This is a genomic window from Collinsella aerofaciens, assembly GCF_025289055.1.
GTDB lineage: Bacteria > Actinomycetota > Coriobacteriia > Coriobacteriales > Coriobacteriaceae > Collinsella.
In genome coordinates this window covers 17,542-37,263 of the sequence record NZ_JAESIQ010000019.1, presented here as the reverse complement: position 1 = coordinate 37,263, position 19,722 = coordinate 17,542, and the positions used below count along the sequence as shown (strand labels likewise).

Sequence of the window (19,722 nt, the reverse complement as noted above, 5' to 3'; positions counted from 1 at the left end):
GTTGTTACATCAAATCATAGGCGTCGACGTCAACGCTCACGCTCACGCCGCGCACAGAGCCCACCTCTTTGAGGCAGGCGTCGATATCATCAGAGACATGGTACCCCACGGGCGACTTCACAAGCAGATGGAAGCGGTAACGGTCCTTGGCTCTCTCGATTACACACGAAGCTGGGCCCAGCACCTGCGGCACCGCGCTGCCCGCCCGCAAAAAGTCGGGCGCGGCAGCATGCCAGCGGCGCTTTAGAAGCTTTGCAATGCGCCCGATGTAGTCCTGCGCGTCGTCTCGGTTCGCCGACCACACCAAAATGTTGACCAGGCGAACAAACGGCGGATACAGGGCGTCGCGGCGCTGGTCCAGGTCGTAGACGGTAAAGATCGAGCGGTCGTGCTCGGCAACGGCGCGAATGACCGGGTCCTCGGGCAGGTAGGTCTGGATGATCACCTCACCGGGGCGATCGCCGCGGCCGGCGCGGCCCGCAACCTGCTCCAGCAAGTCGTAGGCGCGCTCTCCTGCGCGGAAGTCCGGCAGCTTGAGGGCGAAATCGGCATTGACCACGCCCACGAGCGTGACCTCGGGAAAGTCGAGGCCCTTGGCGATCATCTGGGTGCCCAGCAGCACAGCACAATCGGCGGCATCGAACTGCTCGAGCAGCTTTTTGTGCGCATCCTTGCCGCGCGTGGAATCGGCATCCATGCGAATAATGGCGACGTCCTCGGGAAGCATCTGGTGTAGCGCGTCCTCGATCTGTTGAGTGCCCAGACCCATTTTTGCCAGGTAGCGACTGCCACATTTGGGGCAACGGCTCGTGGGCGCGGGATACGGCTGCACGCGCCAAGACGAACCGCAGGTGTGGCACTGCAGCGTGTGTGTGCGCTCGTGATACGTAAGCGCGGTGGAGCAGTGGTTGCAGGTGGGCACGCAGCCGCATTCGCGGCACATCAGAAACGGCGCAAAGCCACGGCGGTTATGCAGCAGCACGGCCTTCTCGCGGCGCTCGACCACACGCTCTAGGCCCTCCATCAGCGGTTTTGAGAACATGGAACGGCTGCCGTGCGAGAACTCACGGCGCAGGTCGGCGATCCGAACCGTCGGCAGGACTGCGTGTCCCGGGCGCTCGGGCATCTCGACGCGCGTCCAGGTGGCACCGTTATACGTGCCACGGCGGCAGCGATCGAGGGCCTCAGCAGAAGGCGTGGCGGAGCCCAACACGAGCGGGCAGCGGTAGCGCCGCGCCATCTCGGCCGCGACCTCGCGCGCATGGTAGCGCGGACTAGAGCCCTGCTTATAGCTGGTCTCGTGCTCCTCGTCGATGATGATGAGACCCAGGTCGCTGAGCGGGCAAAAGAGCGCCGAACGCGCGCCGACGACAACGCGGGCCGCACCGCTGGCGACCATATCCCACTGGTCCAGGCGCTCGCCAGCAGAAAGACGCGAATGGAACACGGCTACCGTCTCGCCAAAGCGCGAGCGGAAGCGGCCGACGGTCTGGGCCGTCAGCGAGATCTCGGGCACCAGCACGCAGGCCGAACGGCCGGCCGCCAGCACGCGCTCAATCGCCGAAAGGTAAACCTCGGTTTTGCCGGAGCCGGTGACGCCGTCGACAAGGACCACGTCTCCGTGGGCGTCCAGACGGGCGCGCTCAATCTGCGCGAGTGCCTGTTGCTGGCCGTTGGTAAGGGAGACCGGCGCCTTACCGTTTGCTGAGGACAGCGTGGTCTGTTCATTGCAGCCACGCCACGCACGGCGTTCCTCCACCACCACGACGCCGCGCTTTTCGAGCGCCTTGATGGTCGCCGACATACTGTTGTAGAGAAGGTTGAGGTCGCGCGTCGTGACCGGCCCGCACTGGAGCGCCTCGATGAGCTGACGCTGGCGGACAGCAGTCCTGGGCGGCGTATAGTCGAAACCCTCGGGCGTGAGCATGACCCAGCGGTTTTGGATAGGCTTGACGGCGGGGCGCACAACTGTCCACACGCCGTCGTCGCCCTTGACCACACGCGGGCTGACGCCCGGGGGCAAGAACAGGCGCAGGCACTCGGAAAGCGTCGCGACATACTCACAGCTCATCCAGCGTGCGATACGGGCAGCCTCGGCGGTAAAGAGCGGTTTGCTGAGGATAGCCTCGATAGGCTTAATGCGCGCGGGATCGAGAGCGCTGTTGCCCTGCAGGTCGTCCAGCTCAGACGCAATGTCGACGATATAGCCCGCGGCGGCACGGTTACCAAAGTGGACCAGGACCGTGGATCCGATCTGCGCCTCGTTGGCAAGGGACCGGGGAATGCCGTAAGCAAACGGCTCGGACAGCGCACGGGTGGGAATGTCGAGGACTACGCTCGCATAGGCGGCGACGGGTTCAGGTGCGAACTCAGGCTTGGCCGGAGTCTCCTCCGGTTCCGGCGAACCAAACAGTGACAGTTGCTCGGCCATGGTCTCTGTACCTCCCATCCCATACGTCTTTAGAAACAAGAGCCCCACTCGTGGTGAGCGGGGCTCGGATACAAGCGTTTACACGGCTGCTACAGCGCCATCGTGCGGGCGCGGTCGATGCGCGCCAGGCAGTCGTCGCGGCCGACGAGCGCCATGGTCTCGCCCAGTGGAGGGCTCACCATGTTGCCGCAGACGGCGACGCGCACGGCCTGGAACACCACGCGCTTCTTAAGGTCCATCTGCTCGGGCAGCGGCTCAAGCGCGGCGTCGATGTTCGCGGCGGTCCACTCGGTGACACCCTCGAGAGCGGCCTTGGCGGCGTCCAGGATGGCACCCATGCCTTCCTTGGCTAGGCCCTTGTTAACGGACTTCTCGTCATACTCGAGCGTCTCGGCCGTGGCAAAGATGGGAGCGGCGACGGTCACGGCGTCGGTCGGCATCTTAGTGCGCGGCTTGACGATGGCGGCAAGCGCGTCGATCCAATCCTCGCCGTACTCGACGTTACCCTCGATGAGACCCGCCTCGTGCAGCTCGGGGACCATGATCTCGTCGGCAAACTGAGCATCGGACATGCCGTTGATGTACTCGGCATTGACCCAGTCGAGCTTCTTGGGGTCGAAGGTCGCCGGGTTCTTGGAGATGCGGTCGAGCGAGAACTTGCTGGCCAGGACATCGCGCGGGATGATCGTGGTCTCGCCGTCGAGCGACCAGCCGAGCAGCGCCAAGTAGTTGACGAAGGCGTCGGACAGGTAGCCGGCGTCGCGGTACTCCTCCACCGAGGTGGCGCCGTGGCGCTTGGAGAGCTTCTTGCCGTCGGCACCCAAGATCATGGAGATGTGGGCGAACGTAGGCACGGGCGCGCCGAGGGCCTCGTAGACCATAACTTGACGCGGGGTGTTGGACAGGTGGTCGTCGCCGCGGATGACGTGAGTGATCTTCATCATGGCGTCGTCGACGACGGTCGCGAAGTTGTACGTGGGCGTGCCGTCGGAACGGAAGATGACAAAGTCGTCAAGCTCCTTGGCGTCGAAGGTTACCTCGCCGTGGACGGCGTCGTGGATGACGACGTCGCCGCGGTCCTCGGGCACCTTGATGCGAAGGACGTAGGACTCGCCGGCCTCGATGCGACGGCGGGCCTCCTCGGGATCAAGATCGCGGCAACGGCGCTGATAGCCCTGGAAGGGGTCCTTGCGCTCCTGCGCGGCCTTGCGGTCGGCTTCGAGCTGCTCCTTGGTGCAGAAGCAGGGATAGGCCTTGCCCTCGTCCCAAAGCTTCTGGGCGGCCTGCTTGTACAGGTCCAGGCGCTCGGTCTGGGCGTAGGGGCCAAAATCGCCGCCCACCTCGGGACCCTCGTCCCAGTCCAGGCCCAGCCAACGCATGGCGCGCAGGATGATCTGCGTGTTCTCGTCGGTGGAGCGGGTGGGGTCGGTGTCGTCGATGCGCAGGATGAACGTGCCGCCGTTAGCACGGGCGAAAGCCCAGTTATAGATAGCGGTGCGGGCGCCGCCGATGTGCAGCTTGCCCGTCGGTGAGGGTGCAAAGCGGACGCGAACGTCTGATGCCATGGATATCTCCTCGATTGCAGGATGGATGTCTAACCGCACCAGTATAAAGCATCAAAGCAACCTCCGCACAAAGGGCACCGACCTACTCATTGGGGACAGACTTAAATGACCAGTCGTTGGAGACGTTCTTAGTTTAAGGCTGGTCATTTAAGTCTGTCCCCAATGAGTAGGTGCGGAAAGGGTGTGAATGTTTGATTTACGCGTTATGATGTGCCCTTGCATAGAGAGCCCGGCGGAATGGTAACGGTCGCCGGGACACGTTTTTGAAAGGACAATCATGTCAGAAGAACTTCGTTCCATCCCACCCCAACACGGGTCCTTTGTTTTTACGTCGGAATCGGTGACCGAAGGTCATCCCGATAAGATCGCTGACCAGATCAGCGATGCCGTCCTCGACGCAATCCTCGCCAAAGAAATAGAGCTGCAGGAGCAGGGCTACATCGCCCCCAACGGCGTGCCCGCCAACGTGGAGAACGTCCGCTGCGCCTGCGAGACCCTCGTTACCACCGGCACCGTTATCGTCGCCGGCGAGATTCGCACCCAGGCCTACGTCGACGTTCAGGAAATCGCCCGCGGCGTTATCCGCCGCATTGGCTACAACCGTGCCAAATTCGGTTTTGACTGCGATACCTGCGGCGTTATGAGCCTCATCCATGAGCAGTCACCCGATATCGCTCAGGGCGTTGACGAGTCCTTCGAGACCCAGACCGGCGCTACCACCGACCCGATCGACCTGATCGGTGCCGGCGACCAGGGCATGATGTTCGGTTACGCCTCCAACGAGACCAAGACCCTCATGCCCATGCCTCACTACCTGGCAAGCCGCCTGGCCGAGCGCCTGGCTGCCGTGCGCCACGACGGCACCCTGCCCTACCTGCGTCCCGATGGCAAGACCCAGGTCACCGTGCGCTACGAGGACGGCAAGCCCATCGAGGTCACGACCATCGTCATCTCCACGCAGCACGCCGCCGAGATCGAGGACATGGGCAAGATCAAGGCCGACCTCATCGAGCACGTCATCACCCCGGTCATGGCCGCCGAGAACATGCCGTGGGACAACGCCGACATCTACGTGAACCCCACCGGTCGCTTTGTCGTGGGCGGACCTATGGGTGACACGGGACTGACTGGCCGTAAGATCATCGTCGACACCTACGGCGGCTATGGCCGTCACGGCGGCGGTGCCTTTAGCGGCAAGGACTGCACCAAGGTCGACCGCTCCGCCGCGTATGCCGCGCGCTGGGTAGCCAAGAACGTGGTCGCCGCCGGTCTGGCCGACCGCTGCGAAGTCGAGCTTGCCTACGCCATCGGCGTTTCCAAGCCCCTTTCAATCATGGTCGACACCTTTGGTACCGCGCATGTTGCCGAGGACAAGATCGTTGAAGCCGTAGAGAAGACCTTCGACCTGCGCCCGGGCGCAATCATCCGCGACCTAGACCTGCGTCGCCCCATCTACGAAAAGACGGCAGCCTACGGTCACTTCGGCCGAGAAGACGCCGACTTCACCTGGGAAAAAACCGACCGAGTCGAAGAACTCAAAGCAGCCTGCGGCCTGTAAGCTAACGGCAAAAGCTACAGCCAAGAAACAACGCACCAAAAGAAGTACCGGCTCCAACCGGTACTTCTTTTTTATTTAAAGGTGGTGAAGATGAGCCGACCTGGGACATGGAATAGGTCATAGGCCGATAAATTTCGCAGCAGAGCGACTCCAACCATGTATCCTAAGTTCCGAGGGCTTTGGTATCTGGTCGGTCGCGAGTTCCGCACGAGCCGGAGAGCACTTAATGTGCTCTCCGTGCGAGCAGGACTGCCCGAGCAGGCGACCAAATACCAAAGCCCTCGGAACGGCGGGATAGAGTATGCCCCGCCCCTCGGGACGACGGGACAGATTAAAGGAGCACCCATGGCAGGCAAGCCGCAAACACTAGCTACGACCTCGGCATTCGAGATCTTGGGCCCCGTCATGGTCGGCCCCAGTTCATCGCACACCGCCGGCGCCCTGCGCTGCGCCCAAGTTGCCGCCAGCCTGCTGGAAGGCCGCATAACCAAAGTCACCTTTGGCCTGTGGAACTCCTTCGCCCACACCTACCGCGGCCACGGCACCGATCGTGCGCTCGTCGCGGGCATCCTGGGTCTCGACACCGATGACGAGAACATCAAGCAGGCCTTCGACCTCGCGCGCGAGCAGGGCCTCGAATATCACTTTGACATCAAAGGCGACGACGCCTCCATCCACCCCAACACCGTCGACATCGAAATGGTCGACGACACGGGCGCCACGGCACAGGTTCGCGGCGAGAGCCTGGGCGGTGGCAAGATGCGCATCAGCCGCATTAACGGCGTCGGCGTCGACATCTCGGGCATGTATTCCACGCTCTTCGTGGCACACAAGGACGTCCCCGGTGTACTCGCCGCGCTCACCAACCTGCTCGCCTACGCCCACGTAAACATCGCTTTCTGCCGCACCTACCGCACCGAAGTGGGCGGCCAGGCCTACTCCGTCTTTGAGACCGACGGCGCGCCCGACGACACCGTCGTCCCCATGCTGCGCAAGCTCGACAATGTCGATTACGCGACCTTTATCGAGCTCCCCGGTTCTGCCTCGTCGCTCTCTCCCGGCGTCTCGGCCAAGGAAATCTTCGACGACGGCGAGCAGCTGCTCGATGCGTGCGAGGAACTGGGGCTCAGCATCGGCGCCGTCATGGCCGTGCGCGAGGCGCGTCTGACCGGCGAGGCCCACGCCGTCGCCGCCATGCGCCGCGTGCTCGACGTCATGCGCGAGGAGACCACGGCTCCCATCGCCAATCCGCAGCGATCGCTCGGCGGGCTTATCGGCGGCGAGGCCAAGCTCGTCGAAGCCACCAGCCGCAACGATTTGAGTGCAAGCCTGATGGGCCCCGTTCAGACCGACGCCGTGGCCCGCGCCATGGCCGTGCTCGAGCGCTCCGCCACGATGGGTGTGATCGTCGCAGCTCCGACGGCAGGCTCCGCGGGTGTTGTGCCCGGCTGCGTGCTGGCGCTCGCCGATCGTCTGCAGCTCGACGACGAGCAGGTCATGGACGCGCTCTACTGCGCAGCCGCCATCGGCCTCAACCTCACCACAAGCGCCTGCGTTGCCGGCGCCGAGGGCGGCTGCCAGGCCGAGGTGGGAAGCGCCGCCGCCATGGCAGCCGCCGCTCTGGTGCAGATGCTCGGCGGCACGCCCGAGCAGGCGCTCGACGCCAGTTCCATCGCGCTGAGTAACCTGCTGGGCCTCGTTTGCGACCCCGTCGGGGGCCTAGTGGAGGTGCCCTGCCAAAACCGCAACGCCATCGGCGTGGCAGCGGCCTTTAGCTCGGCACAACTCGCCCTCGCAGGCATTAAGAGTTTAGTGCCGTTTGACCAGATGGCACATGTCATGCTCTCGGTGGGTCACGCGTTGCCGGCCACGCTGCGCGAGACGGCAAAGGGCGGCATCGCGCAGGCTCCGGCCGCACTTTCGGCCTGTGCAAAATGCGGTGTGTGCGGATAACGGCAAAGAACGACTCAAAGGTGGGACAAATGTCCCACCTCTTTTGAATGCCACCGTTTCCGTACCACAAACAGCAGGGCAATCGCTATAATGCAAGCCCAGTAAAAACACGATGAACCGCAAGGCGAAAATCGAAGGATATGCATACGATGTCGCAAAACGATCGAACTCAACTGATTCCCGATCCGCAGCAGCCGAGCAGGCACACCGGCGGCGTTCAATCGCCGCGTCCCATCGCGCCGAGCCACGGTCAGCAGCGTAGTGCAGCAAACGCTTCCCAACACCCGAACCAACAGCGACAGCAGCGTCAACAACGTCAGCAGCGCCGGGCAAACGGCAATGCGCCCAAGCAGCCCCCCACGCACGCTCGAGGCGATCGCGGCCCCGCGCGCAAACCCGCCGAGAACAATAAGTCGGGCAAAAAGACGACGTTCTTTGTCGTCCTGGGTCTAATCGTCATTGTCTATATCGTAGGCGTCGTAGCGTTTTCGCAGGTAGCCTACCCCAACACCACCATTGCCGGCGTCGACGTCTCGTTCTCCAACGCTTCGTCTGCCGCCACCAAGGTCAATTCGGCATGGAAGCACTATAAGCTCGCCGTGACAGGCGATGACTTTAGCTGGACCTATCAGCCCGAGTCCGATGAGCCCATCGTCGACGGCGAAGCTGCCGCAAAAGAAATCATCAGCCACAACGAAGCCTTTGTATGGCCGGTCCGCCTTGTGGAATCCTTAAGCGGCAAGACCAAAGCAACCGCCACCTCCAACGAAGTCGATCTTGATCAAGACGTCGACCTGTCCATGCTCTCCGACACCTTTAACCAAAAGCAGTTTGAGAAGGATCTGGGCGCCGCCATCGACGAGTTTAACGAGGGCCGTTCGGGCACGTTCGAGGCCAATAGCTCCTATGACGAACAGGCCGGCAAGTTTACCGTCGAGAAGGCGCGCTCCAACGAAAAACTCAACCGCGAGCATGTCATTAAATATGCCGAGCTCGAGCTTGCCTCGCTGGCCGAAACCGTAGATCTTTCCAAGCTCGGCAACGATGCCTATGAGCCGCTCAATGGAACGCTGACCGATGATCAGATTCAGGCCGCATGCGATGCCGCCAACAACTTCCTGGGCGTCAACGTGACCCTCAAGCTCAACGGCGAGGATGCCGGCAAGGTTGATGGCAGCTCCGTGTTGCAGTGGATCAGCTTTGCCGATCCCGCCAACCCCACGCTCGATACTTCGCAGATCAGTAGCTGGGCAGCCGAGCTCGCCAACGGCTTTAATACCGTGGGCTCCACTCGCTGGTGGACGCGCGCCGATGGCAAGCAGTGCGCCGTCGAAGGCGGCGACTTTGGTTGGTCCATCGACAGCAGCTCGCTCGCCAAGCAGGTCGAGGACGCCATTAACAACAAGCAGACCGGCGAGATCGAGATCAAGTACTCCCAGAAGGCCGACACCTTTACCGCAAAGGGAGAGCCCGACTGGAAGGCGTATATCGACGTCGACCTGTCCGAGCAGCACGCGCGCTACTATGACGAGAGCGGCAATATCGTTTGGGAGGCCAACTTTATTTCCGGCAAACCGGGCGAAGACGCCACCCCCGAGGGCGTATGGCAGATCAACAGCAACGACGGCGGCAGCACCCTGATCGGAGCCAAGGACCCCGAGACCGGTAAGCCCAAATACGAGAGCCCGGTGAGCTACTGGATGCCGTTTGAGGGCAACATGATCGGCTTCCACGACGCTACATGGCAAAACGACAAGAGCTTCGATAATGCCGAGTCCTATAAGTGGTGCGGCAGCCACGGTTGCATCAACCTGCGCCTGGCAGACGCCAAGGCACTTCACGACTGCATCAAAGTCGGTCTGTGCGTAGTTGTCCACTCGTAGTGCAACGCGCGCGTTCCTACAACGTGGAACCGCTGCGACCAATCTAACAGTTCCGAAAGAAACCATCCTATGCGCCCGCCCCAACCGGTGGGCGCATATACTTATCGAGGTACTTTCTATAAAGGAGACGCTATGCCGAATGTCCCCACGATCACCCCAGGCCCGGATGATACCGAGCACACGCCCGAAGATGTCACCGAAACGATTCCTCTGATTACAAACGTACATGCCGACAAGCAGAACGGACGCGCGAGCGATGCGACCGAGATTTCAGATGAAGAGGCATATGCCAAGCTCAAGGCAAAACGTGCCGAACGTCGACGCAAAAAGCTGATTCGACGCGGTATTGCCGCCGGCGTCGTATGTGCCATCGCGCTCATTGCCATTGTCGCAAACCTGGTTATCAATGCGCAGCCTCAGAGCGCTAGCGGTCCTGTGACCGATATGGTGACCGAGGGCACGTTTACCACAACGGTCGAGGCGAAAGGCCAGCTCAAACCCATTTCGTCCTCAGTGGTCTCCCCTTCTGTCGACGGTACGGTCGATTCGATCAACGTGCAGGCAGGCCAATCCGTCAACGAGGGCGACGTACTTATGACCATTAAAAACGACGAGCTCGATCGCAACGTTGCCGAGGCACAGCGTGCAGTTGCAGCCGCTCAGGAAGACCTCGCCAACGCGCAGAAAGCCGCAGCTGCCGCGCAGGCCACCCCAACGACGGACGTCGATGGAGCTTCCACAGCGGCTGGCGTCTCCGCCGCATCAGCGGACACGAACGCCGTATCGGCCGCGCAGCGCAGCCTCGCATCGGCCCAGGCAAACCTCGAACAGGCGAACGCCAAGGCAGCCAGCCGTACGGTCACGGCCCCGAGCTCGGGTAGCATCGTGGAGCTCAACGCCAAGGTGGGCGCCACGGTAACAGGCGGCATGATCATGGGCGAAAGCGATACGAGCAGCGGCAAGCAGTGCATGCAGATCGCCGACCTATCCAAGATGAAGGTGACCGTACAGGTGGGCGAAAAGGACATCGCCAAGATCGCCGTTGGGCAGAGCGCCAACGTCACGTATCCCGCGTTTCCCGATATCGTGAGCCAGGGCACCGTCACGGCTATCGCGTCGGTGGCAAACTCCGACGCCGCCAACGGTGGCGGCGGCAGCGTAACCTTTAACGTCGACATTCTCATTGAGGCGCCCGACGCGCGCCTGAAGCCGGGCATGACGGCCGAGGTATCGGTGGTGACCGAGCAGCTCGACGACGTGGTGATGGTGCCGACGATGGCGCTCATGACCGAAGACGGCGAACACTATTACGTCAACGTGACAACCGATGACGAGGGCAAGCAAACCCGTCGCGTGAAGGTGACCATCGTGACGCAAAACGACAACGAAGCTGTGGTCGGCAAGACGCAGGTCAAGCGCGACGACCAGGGAAACGAGATCAACCCTAACGTGCCGGTTACCAAGCTGCGCGATGGTGACACCCTCGTCATGGACACCGGAGCGAACGCAACGGCTGACGGCGGCTACAGCGCAGATTCTGGCAGTATGTCTGCCGATGAGGACATGTAATGCGTCCCGTCATCGACATTCGCAACGTGCACCGCATCTTTGAGAGCGAGGCGGGGTGCGCCCACATCCTGCACAACGTGAGCCTGGCAGTAAATCCCGGCGAATTCGTCGCTATTACCGGCCCTTCGGGCTCGGGCAAGTCAACGCTCATGAACATCCTAGGCTGCCTGGATAAGCCGACGGCGGGCGACTATTACCTGCAAGGGCTCAACGTGGCCGAGCTCGATGATGACGAACTCACCGAAGCTCGCGCCCTGAGCATTGGCTTTGTCTTTCAGAGCTTCAACCTGCTGCCGCGCCTGTCGGTTATCGAAAACGTTATGCTGCCGCTGGCCTACACCAATGTGCCCCGTAGCCAGCGCGAGATGCGCGCCGTGCACGCGCTACAGGCCGTCACGCTACCGGTCGACCACTGGGACCACCGCATATCCGAGCTCTCGGGCGGCCAGATGCAGCGTGTCGCCATCGCGCGCGCCCTCGTTAATGACCCGCCCATCATTTTGGCTGACGAACCGACGGGAAACCTGGACTCCGCCACTGGAGCGCTTGTGATGGAGACCTTCCATAAGCTCCAGGAGCGCGGCAAAACCATCGTGCTTATCACGCACGACCCCGGCATTGCCGCCGAAGCCGACCGCGCCGTGACCATCCGCGACGGCCGCATCCACGACGGCGCGTATATTCCACATGCACCGAAGACCCTGCGCAGCGCCGTAGATAGCCTGCCCAAGATTTCCGCCTCCGTCAACCCGCCGAAAGGAGAGATGGCATGAGCGCCCGCGATCTCATCCAGGAAGCCCTTCACTCGCTCGAGGCCAACAAGGGTCGCAGCCTGCTCACCATCCTGGGCATCGTCATTGGCATAGCCTCGGTCATCGCCATGACCTCGCTCATCGGCGGCATCCAAAACAGCCTGGTCAACAGCCTAGGCCTCAATGCAGCTCGTATGGTTCAGATCTATTCGTCGCAAGAACTCACCGATTCTGACGTTCAGAAGCTTCAAAAACTGGTGCCGCAGATAGAGCAGATCGGCATTGTCGACAGCGCTTATACCGAGTACAAGACCGGCGATAAAAGCTATACCGTCATGGCACAGGGTGTCGATAGCGACATGCTCGACGCCGTGGGGGCCAGCAAGCTCGTTGCGGGGCGTACTTATTCCCAGGCCGAGTCTCAATCAGGCTCGCGCGTGGCGCTCATCAGTCGCGGCGGAGCCGATCAGCTTTACGGCAACGAACAGGATGCGCTGGGGAAAACCATCAAGGTGTCCAACGGCGAGGTGCAGATTGTAGGCGTGATTGATGGCGGCAGCGACTCCATGGGCTCGCTCACGCTGTATATGCCACGCGAAACCATCTCCGGGCTGTTTGGCGACGAGAATCCTTCATTCCCCAGCGTGACGGCACTTGCCGCCGAGGGCACGGACATGGATGAGCTTTGTAAGACCATCGAGTCCAAGGTGCGCGCAATGAAGGGCATCGCGGAGGAGGATGAGTACGACAGTGTATCGGCGACATCCATGAAAAGCGCCATCGATGCACTCAACTCCTTTATGGGCGCGTTCTCGCTCATCATGGGTGCTGTCGCCAGCATCTCGCTGCTTGTCGGCGGTATCGGCATTATGAACATGATGCTCACCAACGTGACTGAGCGCATCCGCGAGATCGGCATCCGCCGCGCTCTGGGCGCCAGTCGTCGCGATATTACCGCCCAGTTTTTGGCCGAGTCCTCGGCGCTGTGCGTCACCGGCGGACTGTTGGGTGTCCTGATTGGCTATCTGCTGGCCTGGGCTCTTGCGATGTTTGCCTCCGGATCCGGGATTCTTGGCGAGCTCGGTGCCAGCGGGCAAATCACACCGAGTTTTTCAATCGCCACGGTGCTGCTGGCCTTCGCCGTCTCCGTCGGCATCGGCGTAATCTTTGGCTTCTACCCCGCTCGACGCGCGGCAAAGCTCAACCCGGTGGAGTGCCTACGCTACCAGTAAGTCACCACCAACAAGTTGCGGTGAATTAGGGACTGAATATGCTATCTAGCAGCAAAAACAGACACTATTTCACCGCAACTTATTGAAGGGCTGCTTGCGCCAGTTCCGGGCTTCGTCCTCGAGCTATTGGCGGATGACGGTCTTGTACGGTTCGAGCTTGCTCGAGGCGCTTCTCCTCGCTGGCGGGAGGGCGCACAGGCGCGGCGAGCGCCTAGCGCGCGAACTCCCGTAAGAGCGCGTCCTCCACTTCCCTAAGCGAAAGGGCCCCGCCTCCCTCGGCGGGACGGGCGACCACGATACAGCGCGCTCCCACGTCGCGCGCAGAGGCGATCTTCTCGGCCGTGCCGCCTACGGTTCCCGAGTCCTTGGTCACAAGCCACTGGGCGCCCACCTGCCGAAGCATCGCCTCGTTGAGCTCGCGGGTGAAGGGCCCCTGCATGCCGATGATGTGCGATGGCGAAAACCCCGCGTCGATGCACTTCGTTATAGCACCGGGCAGCGGGAGCACACGCACGAAGAAGCGCTCCGCGTAATCGACGACGCTCGTGTAGGGAGCAAGCTCCTTGCTCCCCGTCGTGAGAAGCGCGCGACCCGGGTTCTCGGAGAGAAAGCGCGCCGCGCAGGCGATCGACGTGACCGAGACGACGCCTTTGGGCAGCGCCTCGACCGGGCGCGCAAGGCGCAAGCATCGTGCACCCACGGCGAGCGAAGCGGCCCGGATGTTGCCGCTTGCGAGCGTAGAGAAGGGATGCGTGGCGTCGACGACGATGCGCGCGCCGGAAAGTTCGCGCTCCATGTCGGCCTCTTCGAGCCTGCCCGCATGCACCTCGATGCCCGGGAGCTCGCGCAAAAGCTCGCCTCCGTACTCGGTTGCCGCGTAGGCACGGGCGGGGATGCCCACCCCGCTCGCCCATTCGCACAGAAGGCGGCCCTCGGTGGTGCCGGCGAAGATACGCAGCGCCGGCGCGGATGCGGGCGCCGTCACTTCAGGCCGCCTGGGCGCGTGATCTCGTAGAGCAGCGCGTTCATAATGGCGGCCGCCACGGTCGAGCCGCCCTTGCGACCCCTCGCGACGATGGCCGGCACGCGTCGCGCGAGTAGCTCCTCTTTCGCCTCGACCACATTCACAAACCCGACCGGCACCCCAACGACGAGCGCGGGCGCGATCTTCCCCGCGTCCATGAGCTCGGCGAGGCGCAGAAGTGCTGTGGGAGCGTTACCGACGGCCACGATGAGCGGACCCTCGATGCCGCAAGCTTTGTCCATGCTCGCAACGGCGCGAGTCGTGCCCGCGGCGCGCGCCGTTGCGGCGACATCCGGGTCGGCCATGTAGCACACGGCCTGGCAGCCGATCTTCGCGAGCGCGGGCTTGCTTATGCCTGCGAGCGCCATGTTCGTGTCGGTGAGCACCGTGGCCCCTGCGCGCAGCGCGTCGAGCGCACAGTGCGCGGCGTCATGGGTGAACACGAGGGAATCGGCGTACGAGAAGTCAGCAGTGGTGTGGATGACGCGCTTCACGACGGGCTCTTCGAGCGGCGGGAACGTGCGGCCGCCGAGCTCTTCGGTGATGATCTCAAAGCTGCGCCGCTCGATGTCGCCGGGCGCCATCTCCTTGGAATCCATCTAGTACTCCACTCCTTCCCTTGCACATATCCCCTGCTCGTAGGGGTGTTTCTCGCACCGCATCTCGGTTATGTAGTCGGCCTTCTCCACGATCTTGCGGGAAGGCGCGCGCCCGGTGAGCGCTACTTCGACGCCGCGCGCGGACATATCGAGCGCGCGGTCCACGAGCGCCTCGTCGACAAGCCCCTTCGAAAGCGCGTCGAGCGCCTCGTCGAGCACGAGCAGCCCCTCCTGCGCGCCCTCGAGCTCGGCGAGCGCGGAAGCGAGGTTCCCATCGTGCAGCTCGCGCGTCGCGGCAAGTTCTTCCGACGTCATGGACCAGGTAAACTTGTCCGACGCCTTCCCCGCGAACACGGGCACGCCGAAATGCTCGGCGAGCAGGCGCACCTCCCCGCTTTCGCCGTCTTTCAGGAACTGCACGACGACGACGCGGCGGCCTGCGGCGAGCATGCGAAGGGCGAGGCCCATCGCCGCCGTGGTCTTGCCTTTGCCGTCGCCATGATACACGTGGATCATACGCCCTCCTCAATGATGCGGTAGACATACTCCATGTCGAGCGCCCCGCGCACGACGTCGGCCAGGCGGTCGAACTCGCGCGCACGATGATCGGCCGCGGACGCCGCGCCCGCGGCACCCACGACGCTCTCGGGCAGGCCGCGCATGCGCGCGAGCGAGCGCGCGAGGGCGAGCGCCACCCCCGGTTCGTCGAACAGGCCGTGGAGATAGGTTCCGAACACGTTTCCGCAGGCCGCGCCTTCTGGTTTGCCGCCAATCGTGCCCGCATGGGCGCAGGAGACGGTCGTTTCGCCGTCGTGAATCTCGTACCCGCGAGCCGTCATGCCGTTCCACACCGAGAACGCGCCTTGGGCGCCCGTGATGCGCAGTTCCGACTGGGCGAGGCGCTTTTCCTCCTTGAACACCGTACTTGCAGGAATGAGCCCAAGCCCGCGCGCGGTGCCAGCGCCTTCCCTGCCGTGCGGGTCGGAAAGCTCGTCTCCCAAAAGCTGGTAGCCTCCGCATATGCCGAGCACCGGCGTGCCCGCGCCCGAAAGCGCGCGTACACAGGCTCCGATGCCGCTAGCCGCAAGCCAGCGCGCGTCGTCGAGCGTGGTCTTCGAGCCGGGGAGCACCACCAGGTCGGGTCGGCCCAGATCAGTCGTCGAGGAAACGTAGCGCACGCCCACGCCGGGCACGCGCGAAAGCGGGTCGAAGTCGGTGAAGTTCGACAGATGCGGAAGGCGCACGACGACGACGTCGATGACGCCGCGCGCCTCGCGGGCAGATAGGCGCGGCGCGAGCGAGTCCTCATCGTCCAGGTCGAGCGTAAGATACGGCACGACCCCCACGACGGGGACCCCGCACATCTTCTCGAGCGGGGCCAAACCCGGGCGCAGGATTTCCACATCGCCGCGGAACTTGTTCACCACAAGCCCCCGCAAAAGCGCGCGATCCTCGGGCGCAAGGAGCGCGACCGTGCCGTAGAGCTGGGCAAACACCCCGCCTGGGTCGATGTCGCCCGCGAGCAGCACGGGGGAGGACACGGCGCGCGCGAGCCCCATGTTGACGATGTCGTTTTCGGCAAGGTTGATTTCGACGGGGCTGCCGGCGCCCTCGATGACGATGACGTCGTTTTCCTCCGCGAGCGAATCGAACGCCTCCAAAATCTGCGGCATGAGCGCCTTCTTTCGCGCGAAGTAGTCCCTCGCGGCGAAGGCTCCCTGCGCCTTGCCGGCCACGATGAGCTGGCTTCGGTGATCGCTTTCGGGCTTGAGCAGGATGGGGTTCATGCGCACGTCGGGCGCGATGCCGCACGCCTCGGCCTGCATGATCTGAGCGCGCCCCATCTCGAGCCCGTCGGCCGTGACACCGCTGTTAAGCGCCATGTTCTGGCTCTTGAAGGGAGCCACGCGCAGGCCGTCCTGCGAAAGCACACGGCACAGCCCCGCCGCAAGCAGGCTCTTCCCCGCGTTCGACATGGTACCCTGGATCATGATGGGCTTCGCCCTACCCACGGGTATCGACCTCCTTCGCCGAGCCTCGGCCATCCGCGCCCGCCATAGCGCCGCTGCAAGAAGCGCCGCCCCGTTCGTCGGGTTCGCCTTCGCCCGATGCACCTTCCGCCCGAAGCGCGCGGCTGAACGCCATCGCAAGCCGGGCATTCTCCTTGTGCGTGCGCACGGCGACGCGGCACCAGAAACGGGACAGTATCGAAAACGAGTCGCATGTGCGGACCAAAACCCCCTGTTTATACAGGCGCTCGGGGATGTCTTTCGCCGGCGTGCGGACTAAAAGGAAGTTCGCATCCGACGGCACGACGGAAAGCCCGAGCGAGGAGAGCTCGTGGGAAAGCCACGCTCGCTCGCCCGCCAATACATCGCGCGTGCGCGAGACGTATTCGACGTCTTCCAGGGCGGCGATGCCCGCGGCCTCGGCGACCGAGGAGACGGGCCACGCCTGCCCCGCCCGACGAATCCCCTCGATGAGTTGGGCGTTTCCGCTGATCAGATACCCCAACCGCAACCCTGCCATTCCGTAGAGCTTGGTGAACGCGGAGAGCACGGCCACATGGTGCGAACACGCGGCGCGTGCGGCCACGCTCCTTTCGCGGGCGTCGGGCGCAAATCCGAGGAAGCACTCGTCCACGACGAGCAGCGCGCCCACCTGCTCGCAGCGGCAAGCCGCGGCATCGATCACGCGGGGGTCGACGAGGCGCCCCGTCGGGTTGTTCGGATTGCAGAGGTACGCCACGTCTCCCGGCCCCTCGATCGCGCGGGCGAAGGAGGCGGGCACGTCGAAGTCATCCGCTTCGGAGAGCGGGAACTCCTGCACGCATGCGCCGTAGTACGATGCCGCCTCCGCATATTCAGAGAACGTCGGCGCGCACACGACGATGCGTTTCGGGTGCACCGCCGCGGCGAGCCGCCAGATGATGTCGGACGCGCCCGCGCCGCAAACGATAGTATCTTCGGGAATGCCCTGGGTGCGCGCTAGGGCACGAACGAGGGCGAGGCTTTCCCTATCGGGGTAGGCGTCGATTCGAGAAAGCGCCTTGCAAGCTGCGGCGACGGCGCGCGGCGATGGGCCTGCCGGATTCACGTTCACCGAGAAGTCAATGAGGTCGGATGCGCCCCCTTCGCAAGCGATGCCGAGCGATTGCGAGCTGCCCCCATGCGTACGGGCGCGGAGGATTCCCCCGGCAGCCCGGGGCGCGGCGTGGTCTTCCCTCATACCATCGCCCCCACGGCGAGCACGACCGCCGCGCGCGCGGCGCCGAAGACGACGAGCGCGCATACGGACGCGGCGAGCATGAGCCTTGTCGCCCGGGCGATGTCGCCCCACTCGATTTCGCGGGACGCGTCGCCTATCGTCGGTTTCTCAACGAGCTTGCCGAAATACACCGCGGGTCCTGCCAGGCGCAGCCCGAGCGCGCCCGCGCACGCTGACTCGGTCTGCGCCGCGTTCGGGCTCGCATGGCGACGCCTGTCGCGGCGCCAGATGCGCGCCGCCCCGCACGCGTCGAGCCCGACGATCGGGCACACGGCGATCATGAGCAGGGCCGATAAGCGCGAGGGAATCCAGTTCACCGCATCGTCGAGGCGCGCCGAGGCGCAGCCGAAGTCGATGTAGCGCGCGTTTTTGTAGCCCACCATGCTGTCGAGCGTGTTCACAGCCTTGTACGCCATGCCCAAGGGCGCACCCCCGATCATAAGGTAGAAAAGCGGCGCGATGACGCCGTCGCTCGCGTTCTCCGCCACCGTTTCCACGGCGGCGCGCGCAACGCCCTGCTCGTCGAGAACAGACGTGTCGCGTCCCACGATGAGCCCGACGGTTTCGCGCGCCGCGACAAGGCCGCCCTTCGAGAACGCGCGGGCCACGGCCAGGCTCTGGCGGCGCAGCTCGCATGCCGCAAGAATCTGATAGCTCGCCCATGCCTCGGCCACGAAGCGCAAGCCGGGGTGAACCATGCCGCAAAGATGCAGGATTCCCCAGGTCAAAAGCCCACACGCAAGCGGAAGCGCCACGGCGAGCACAAGCCCTGCGGCGCGCGTGCCCGCGGACGTTTGCGGGAATGCGCCCCGCAGGCGGCCTTCGGCCCACGTGATCGCGCGCCCCATGGCGACGACGGGATGGGGAAGCCAGCGCGGGTCGCCGAAGGCAAGGTCGGCCGCGAACCCGGCGGCGACGGCAAGAATCGTCATCACCGGGCATCGCCCCCCGAAGCGGGGCGAACGTCGCGAAGGCAGCGCCCATCCCAGGTGGCGGCCCATGCGCCGCCCGGCTCGGTATACACGTCGAAGTATTCCATTTTCGGGACAGCAAGCTCGGAAAGCAGCGCTTTCACGGTACCCGCGTGAACGACGAAGACGGCGCGCCCACTCCCCTGGGCGCGCTCCGATTCGCACGCCTCCCGAAACGCCGCGACGACGCGGCGGGTGAAATCGCTCTTGCCCTCGCCATGCGGGCAGCGCGTCTCGCACCAGGAGTCTACCCAGGCGCGGTAGCGCGCATCCTCTTTAAGCTCGGCGGCGCTTCGCCCCTCGAAGTCACCGAAATCCATCTCGCGCAGACCGGGGCATGCCATAAGCTCCGCATTCGGGAAGAGGATGCGTGCCGTCTGGTCGGTGCGGGCCATGCCACTCGTGATAACACGGAACACGTCACGATCGCACGCGAGCTCGCGCAAAGCGCGCTCGCCCGCGCTCGACAGGGGCTCGTCGGTGCCCGCCCCGCTGTAGCGATGGTCTTCCGTGCCCGCCGTGGCACCATGGCGCACGAAGACGACTTCCAAAGGCGCGCCCGCGCCCTGCGTCCCTCGAGGCGCATCGGCAAGGTTTCCTTTGATGACCTGGGAAATCCCGCACGTCATGCGCACGACGACGTCGGCGCGCGCAGCAAGCGCGCATCCCAGGCGCCCCGCGCGCTCGCGCCATTGGGCGTCTTCCGCACGCATAGGGACGACCCCCGAGCCGACCAAGGGCAGAATCACTGCGTCGAAGCCGATCAGCCGCTCGAGCGCCCGGTCAGCGTCGAGCGCGCGTACGAGTTCCTCAGCACGGTACGCGACACGGCCGGCAAAAGCCGCGGGCACGCCGCCCTCCGCAAGCTGCGCCGCGTCGACGAAATTGTCCGCCGCGAACCCGAGCTTTTCGCGCACG

15 protein-coding genes are annotated in these 19,722 nt (G+C 63.9%); 6 read left to right on the top strand and 9 right to left on the bottom strand.

What is annotated here, in order from left to right; genetic code table 11:
- Window positions 1-4: 4 nt before the first annotated feature.
- Both priA and gltX read right to left on the bottom strand, forming a co-directional pair.
- Complete coding sequence (priA, locus tag JMJ97_RS06890) at window positions 5-2,431, bottom strand: replication restart helicase PriA (protein ID WP_260699657.1); 2,427 nt, start codon at window positions 2,429-2,431, stop codon at window positions 5-7.
- Between the two features lie 89 nt (window positions 2,432-2,520).
- Window positions 2,521-3,996, bottom strand: a complete 1,476-nt coding sequence (gene gltX, locus JMJ97_RS06885; RefSeq protein ID WP_260699656.1) for a glutamate--tRNA ligase — start codon at window positions 3,994-3,996, stop codon at window positions 2,521-2,523.
- Window positions 3,997-4,273: 277 nt separating this feature from the next.
- Here gltX and metK point away from each other — a divergent pair, with 277 nt between their 5' ends.
- The 6 genes from metK (at window position 4,274) to JMJ97_RS06855 (ending at window position 12,943) form a co-directional block, all read left to right on the top strand.
- Entirely contained in the window at window positions 4,274-5,554 is a 1,281-nt protein-coding gene (metK, locus tag JMJ97_RS06880; RefSeq protein WP_260699655.1) for a methionine adenosyltransferase, read from the top strand.
- Between the two features lie 345 nt (window positions 5,555-5,899).
- The gene (sdaAA, locus tag JMJ97_RS06875; RefSeq protein WP_260699654.1) at window positions 5,900-7,507 is read left to right on the top strand and encodes an L-serine ammonia-lyase, iron-sulfur-dependent, subunit alpha; all 1,608 of its coding nucleotides are present in this window, start codon (window positions 5,900-5,902) and stop codon (window positions 7,505-7,507) included.
- A gap of 149 nt (window positions 7,508-7,656) precedes the next feature.
- Window positions 7,657-9,390, top strand: coding sequence for a L,D-transpeptidase (locus JMJ97_RS06870; protein ID WP_260699653.1), 1,734 nt, complete (start codon window positions 7,657-7,659; stop codon window positions 9,388-9,390).
- 132 nt (window positions 9,391-9,522) lie between these two features.
- A complete protein-coding gene (locus JMJ97_RS06865) occupies window positions 9,523-10,959 on the top strand; it encodes an efflux RND transporter periplasmic adaptor subunit (protein ID WP_260699652.1) in 1,437 nt (478 codons plus the stop codon).
- Entirely contained in the window at window positions 10,959-11,732 is a 774-nt protein-coding gene (locus JMJ97_RS06860; RefSeq protein WP_260699651.1) for an ABC transporter ATP-binding protein, read from the top strand. Before JMJ97_RS06865 ends, JMJ97_RS06860 begins: the two co-directional genes overlap by 1 nt.
- Complete coding sequence (locus JMJ97_RS06855; RefSeq protein WP_260699650.1) at window positions 11,729-12,943, top strand: ABC transporter permease; 1,215 nt, start codon at window positions 11,729-11,731, stop codon at window positions 12,941-12,943. Before JMJ97_RS06860 ends, JMJ97_RS06855 begins: the two co-directional genes overlap by 4 nt.
- Window positions 12,944-13,154: 211 nt before the next feature.
- On the opposite strand, the gene cobK is transcribed toward JMJ97_RS06855, so the two are convergent.
- The 7 genes from cobK to JMJ97_RS06820 are packed head-to-tail and all read right to left on the bottom strand — an operon-like array spanning window position 13,155 to window position 19,721.
- Window positions 13,155-13,928 (bottom strand): precorrin-6A reductase, encoded by a 774-nt coding sequence (gene cobK / locus JMJ97_RS06850; RefSeq protein ID WP_260699649.1) that lies wholly within the window; start codon window positions 13,926-13,928, stop codon window positions 13,155-13,157.
- Complete coding sequence (locus tag JMJ97_RS06845; protein WP_117839769.1) at window positions 13,925-14,566, bottom strand: precorrin-8X methylmutase; 642 nt, start codon at window positions 14,564-14,566, stop codon at window positions 13,925-13,927. The genes cobK and JMJ97_RS06845 overlap by 4 nt, the downstream gene beginning before the upstream one ends.
- Complete coding sequence (locus tag JMJ97_RS06840; protein ID WP_117839768.1) at window positions 14,567-15,082, bottom strand: cob(I)yrinic acid a,c-diamide adenosyltransferase; 516 nt, start codon at window positions 15,080-15,082, stop codon at window positions 14,567-14,569.
- Complete coding sequence (locus JMJ97_RS06835; RefSeq protein ID WP_260699648.1) at window positions 15,079-16,578, bottom strand: cobyric acid synthase; 1,500 nt, start codon at window positions 16,576-16,578, stop codon at window positions 15,079-15,081. The genes JMJ97_RS06840 and JMJ97_RS06835 overlap by 4 nt, the downstream gene beginning before the upstream one ends.
- Complete coding sequence (locus JMJ97_RS06830) at window positions 16,571-17,794, bottom strand: pyridoxal phosphate-dependent aminotransferase (protein WP_260699647.1); 1,224 nt, start codon at window positions 17,792-17,794, stop codon at window positions 16,571-16,573. The genes JMJ97_RS06835 and JMJ97_RS06830 overlap by 8 nt, the downstream gene beginning before the upstream one ends.
- Window positions 17,791-18,765 carry an adenosylcobinamide-phosphate synthase CbiB gene (gene cbiB, locus JMJ97_RS06825; RefSeq protein WP_260699646.1) on the bottom strand — a complete coding sequence of 325 codons (975 nt, stop codon included), beginning with the start codon at window positions 18,763-18,765 and terminating at the stop codon, window positions 17,791-17,793. The genes JMJ97_RS06830 and cbiB overlap by 4 nt, the downstream gene beginning before the upstream one ends.
- A complete protein-coding gene (locus tag JMJ97_RS06820; RefSeq protein WP_260699645.1) occupies window positions 18,765-19,721 on the bottom strand; it encodes a histidine phosphatase family protein in 957 nt (318 codons plus the stop codon). Before JMJ97_RS06820 ends, cbiB begins: the two co-directional genes overlap by 1 nt.
- Window position 19,722: the final 1 nt, after the last annotated feature.

What these genes read in the sequence shown, in the direction of transcription:
- priA (WP_260699657.1), bottom strand. Translation starts at nt 2,431, where the DNA reads ATGGCCGAGCAACTGTCACTGTTTGGTTCGCCGGAACCGGAGGAGACT.
- gltX (WP_260699656.1), bottom strand. Translation starts at nt 3,996, where the DNA reads ATGGCATCAGACGTTCGCGTCCGCTTTGCACCCTCACCGACGGGCAAG.
- metK (WP_260699655.1), top strand. Translation starts at nt 4,274, where the DNA reads ATGTCAGAAGAACTTCGTTCCATCCCACCCCAACACGGGTCCTTTGTT.
- sdaAA (WP_260699654.1), top strand. Translation starts at nt 5,900, where the DNA reads ATGGCAGGCAAGCCGCAAACACTAGCTACGACCTCGGCATTCGAGATC.
- JMJ97_RS06870 (WP_260699653.1), top strand. Translation starts at nt 7,657, where the DNA reads ATGTCGCAAAACGATCGAACTCAACTGATTCCCGATCCGCAGCAGCCG.
- JMJ97_RS06865 (WP_260699652.1), top strand. Translation starts at nt 9,523, where the DNA reads ATGCCGAATGTCCCCACGATCACCCCAGGCCCGGATGATACCGAGCAC.
- JMJ97_RS06860 (WP_260699651.1), top strand. Translation starts at nt 10,959, where the DNA reads ATGCGTCCCGTCATCGACATTCGCAACGTGCACCGCATCTTTGAGAGC.
- JMJ97_RS06855 (WP_260699650.1), top strand. Translation starts at nt 11,729, where the DNA reads ATGAGCGCCCGCGATCTCATCCAGGAAGCCCTTCACTCGCTCGAGGCC.
- JMJ97_RS06845 (WP_117839769.1), bottom strand. Translation starts at nt 14,566, where the DNA reads ATGGATTCCAAGGAGATGGCGCCCGGCGACATCGAGCGGCGCAGCTTT.
- JMJ97_RS06840 (WP_117839768.1), bottom strand. Translation starts at nt 15,082, where the DNA reads ATGATCCACGTGTATCATGGCGACGGCAAAGGCAAGACCACGGCGGCG.
- JMJ97_RS06830 (WP_260699647.1), bottom strand. Translation starts at nt 17,794, where the DNA reads ATGAGGGAAGACCACGCCGCGCCCCGGGCTGCCGGGGGAATCCTCCGC.
- cbiB (WP_260699646.1), bottom strand. Translation starts at nt 18,765, where the DNA reads ATGACGATTCTTGCCGTCGCCGCCGGGTTCGCGGCCGACCTTGCCTTC.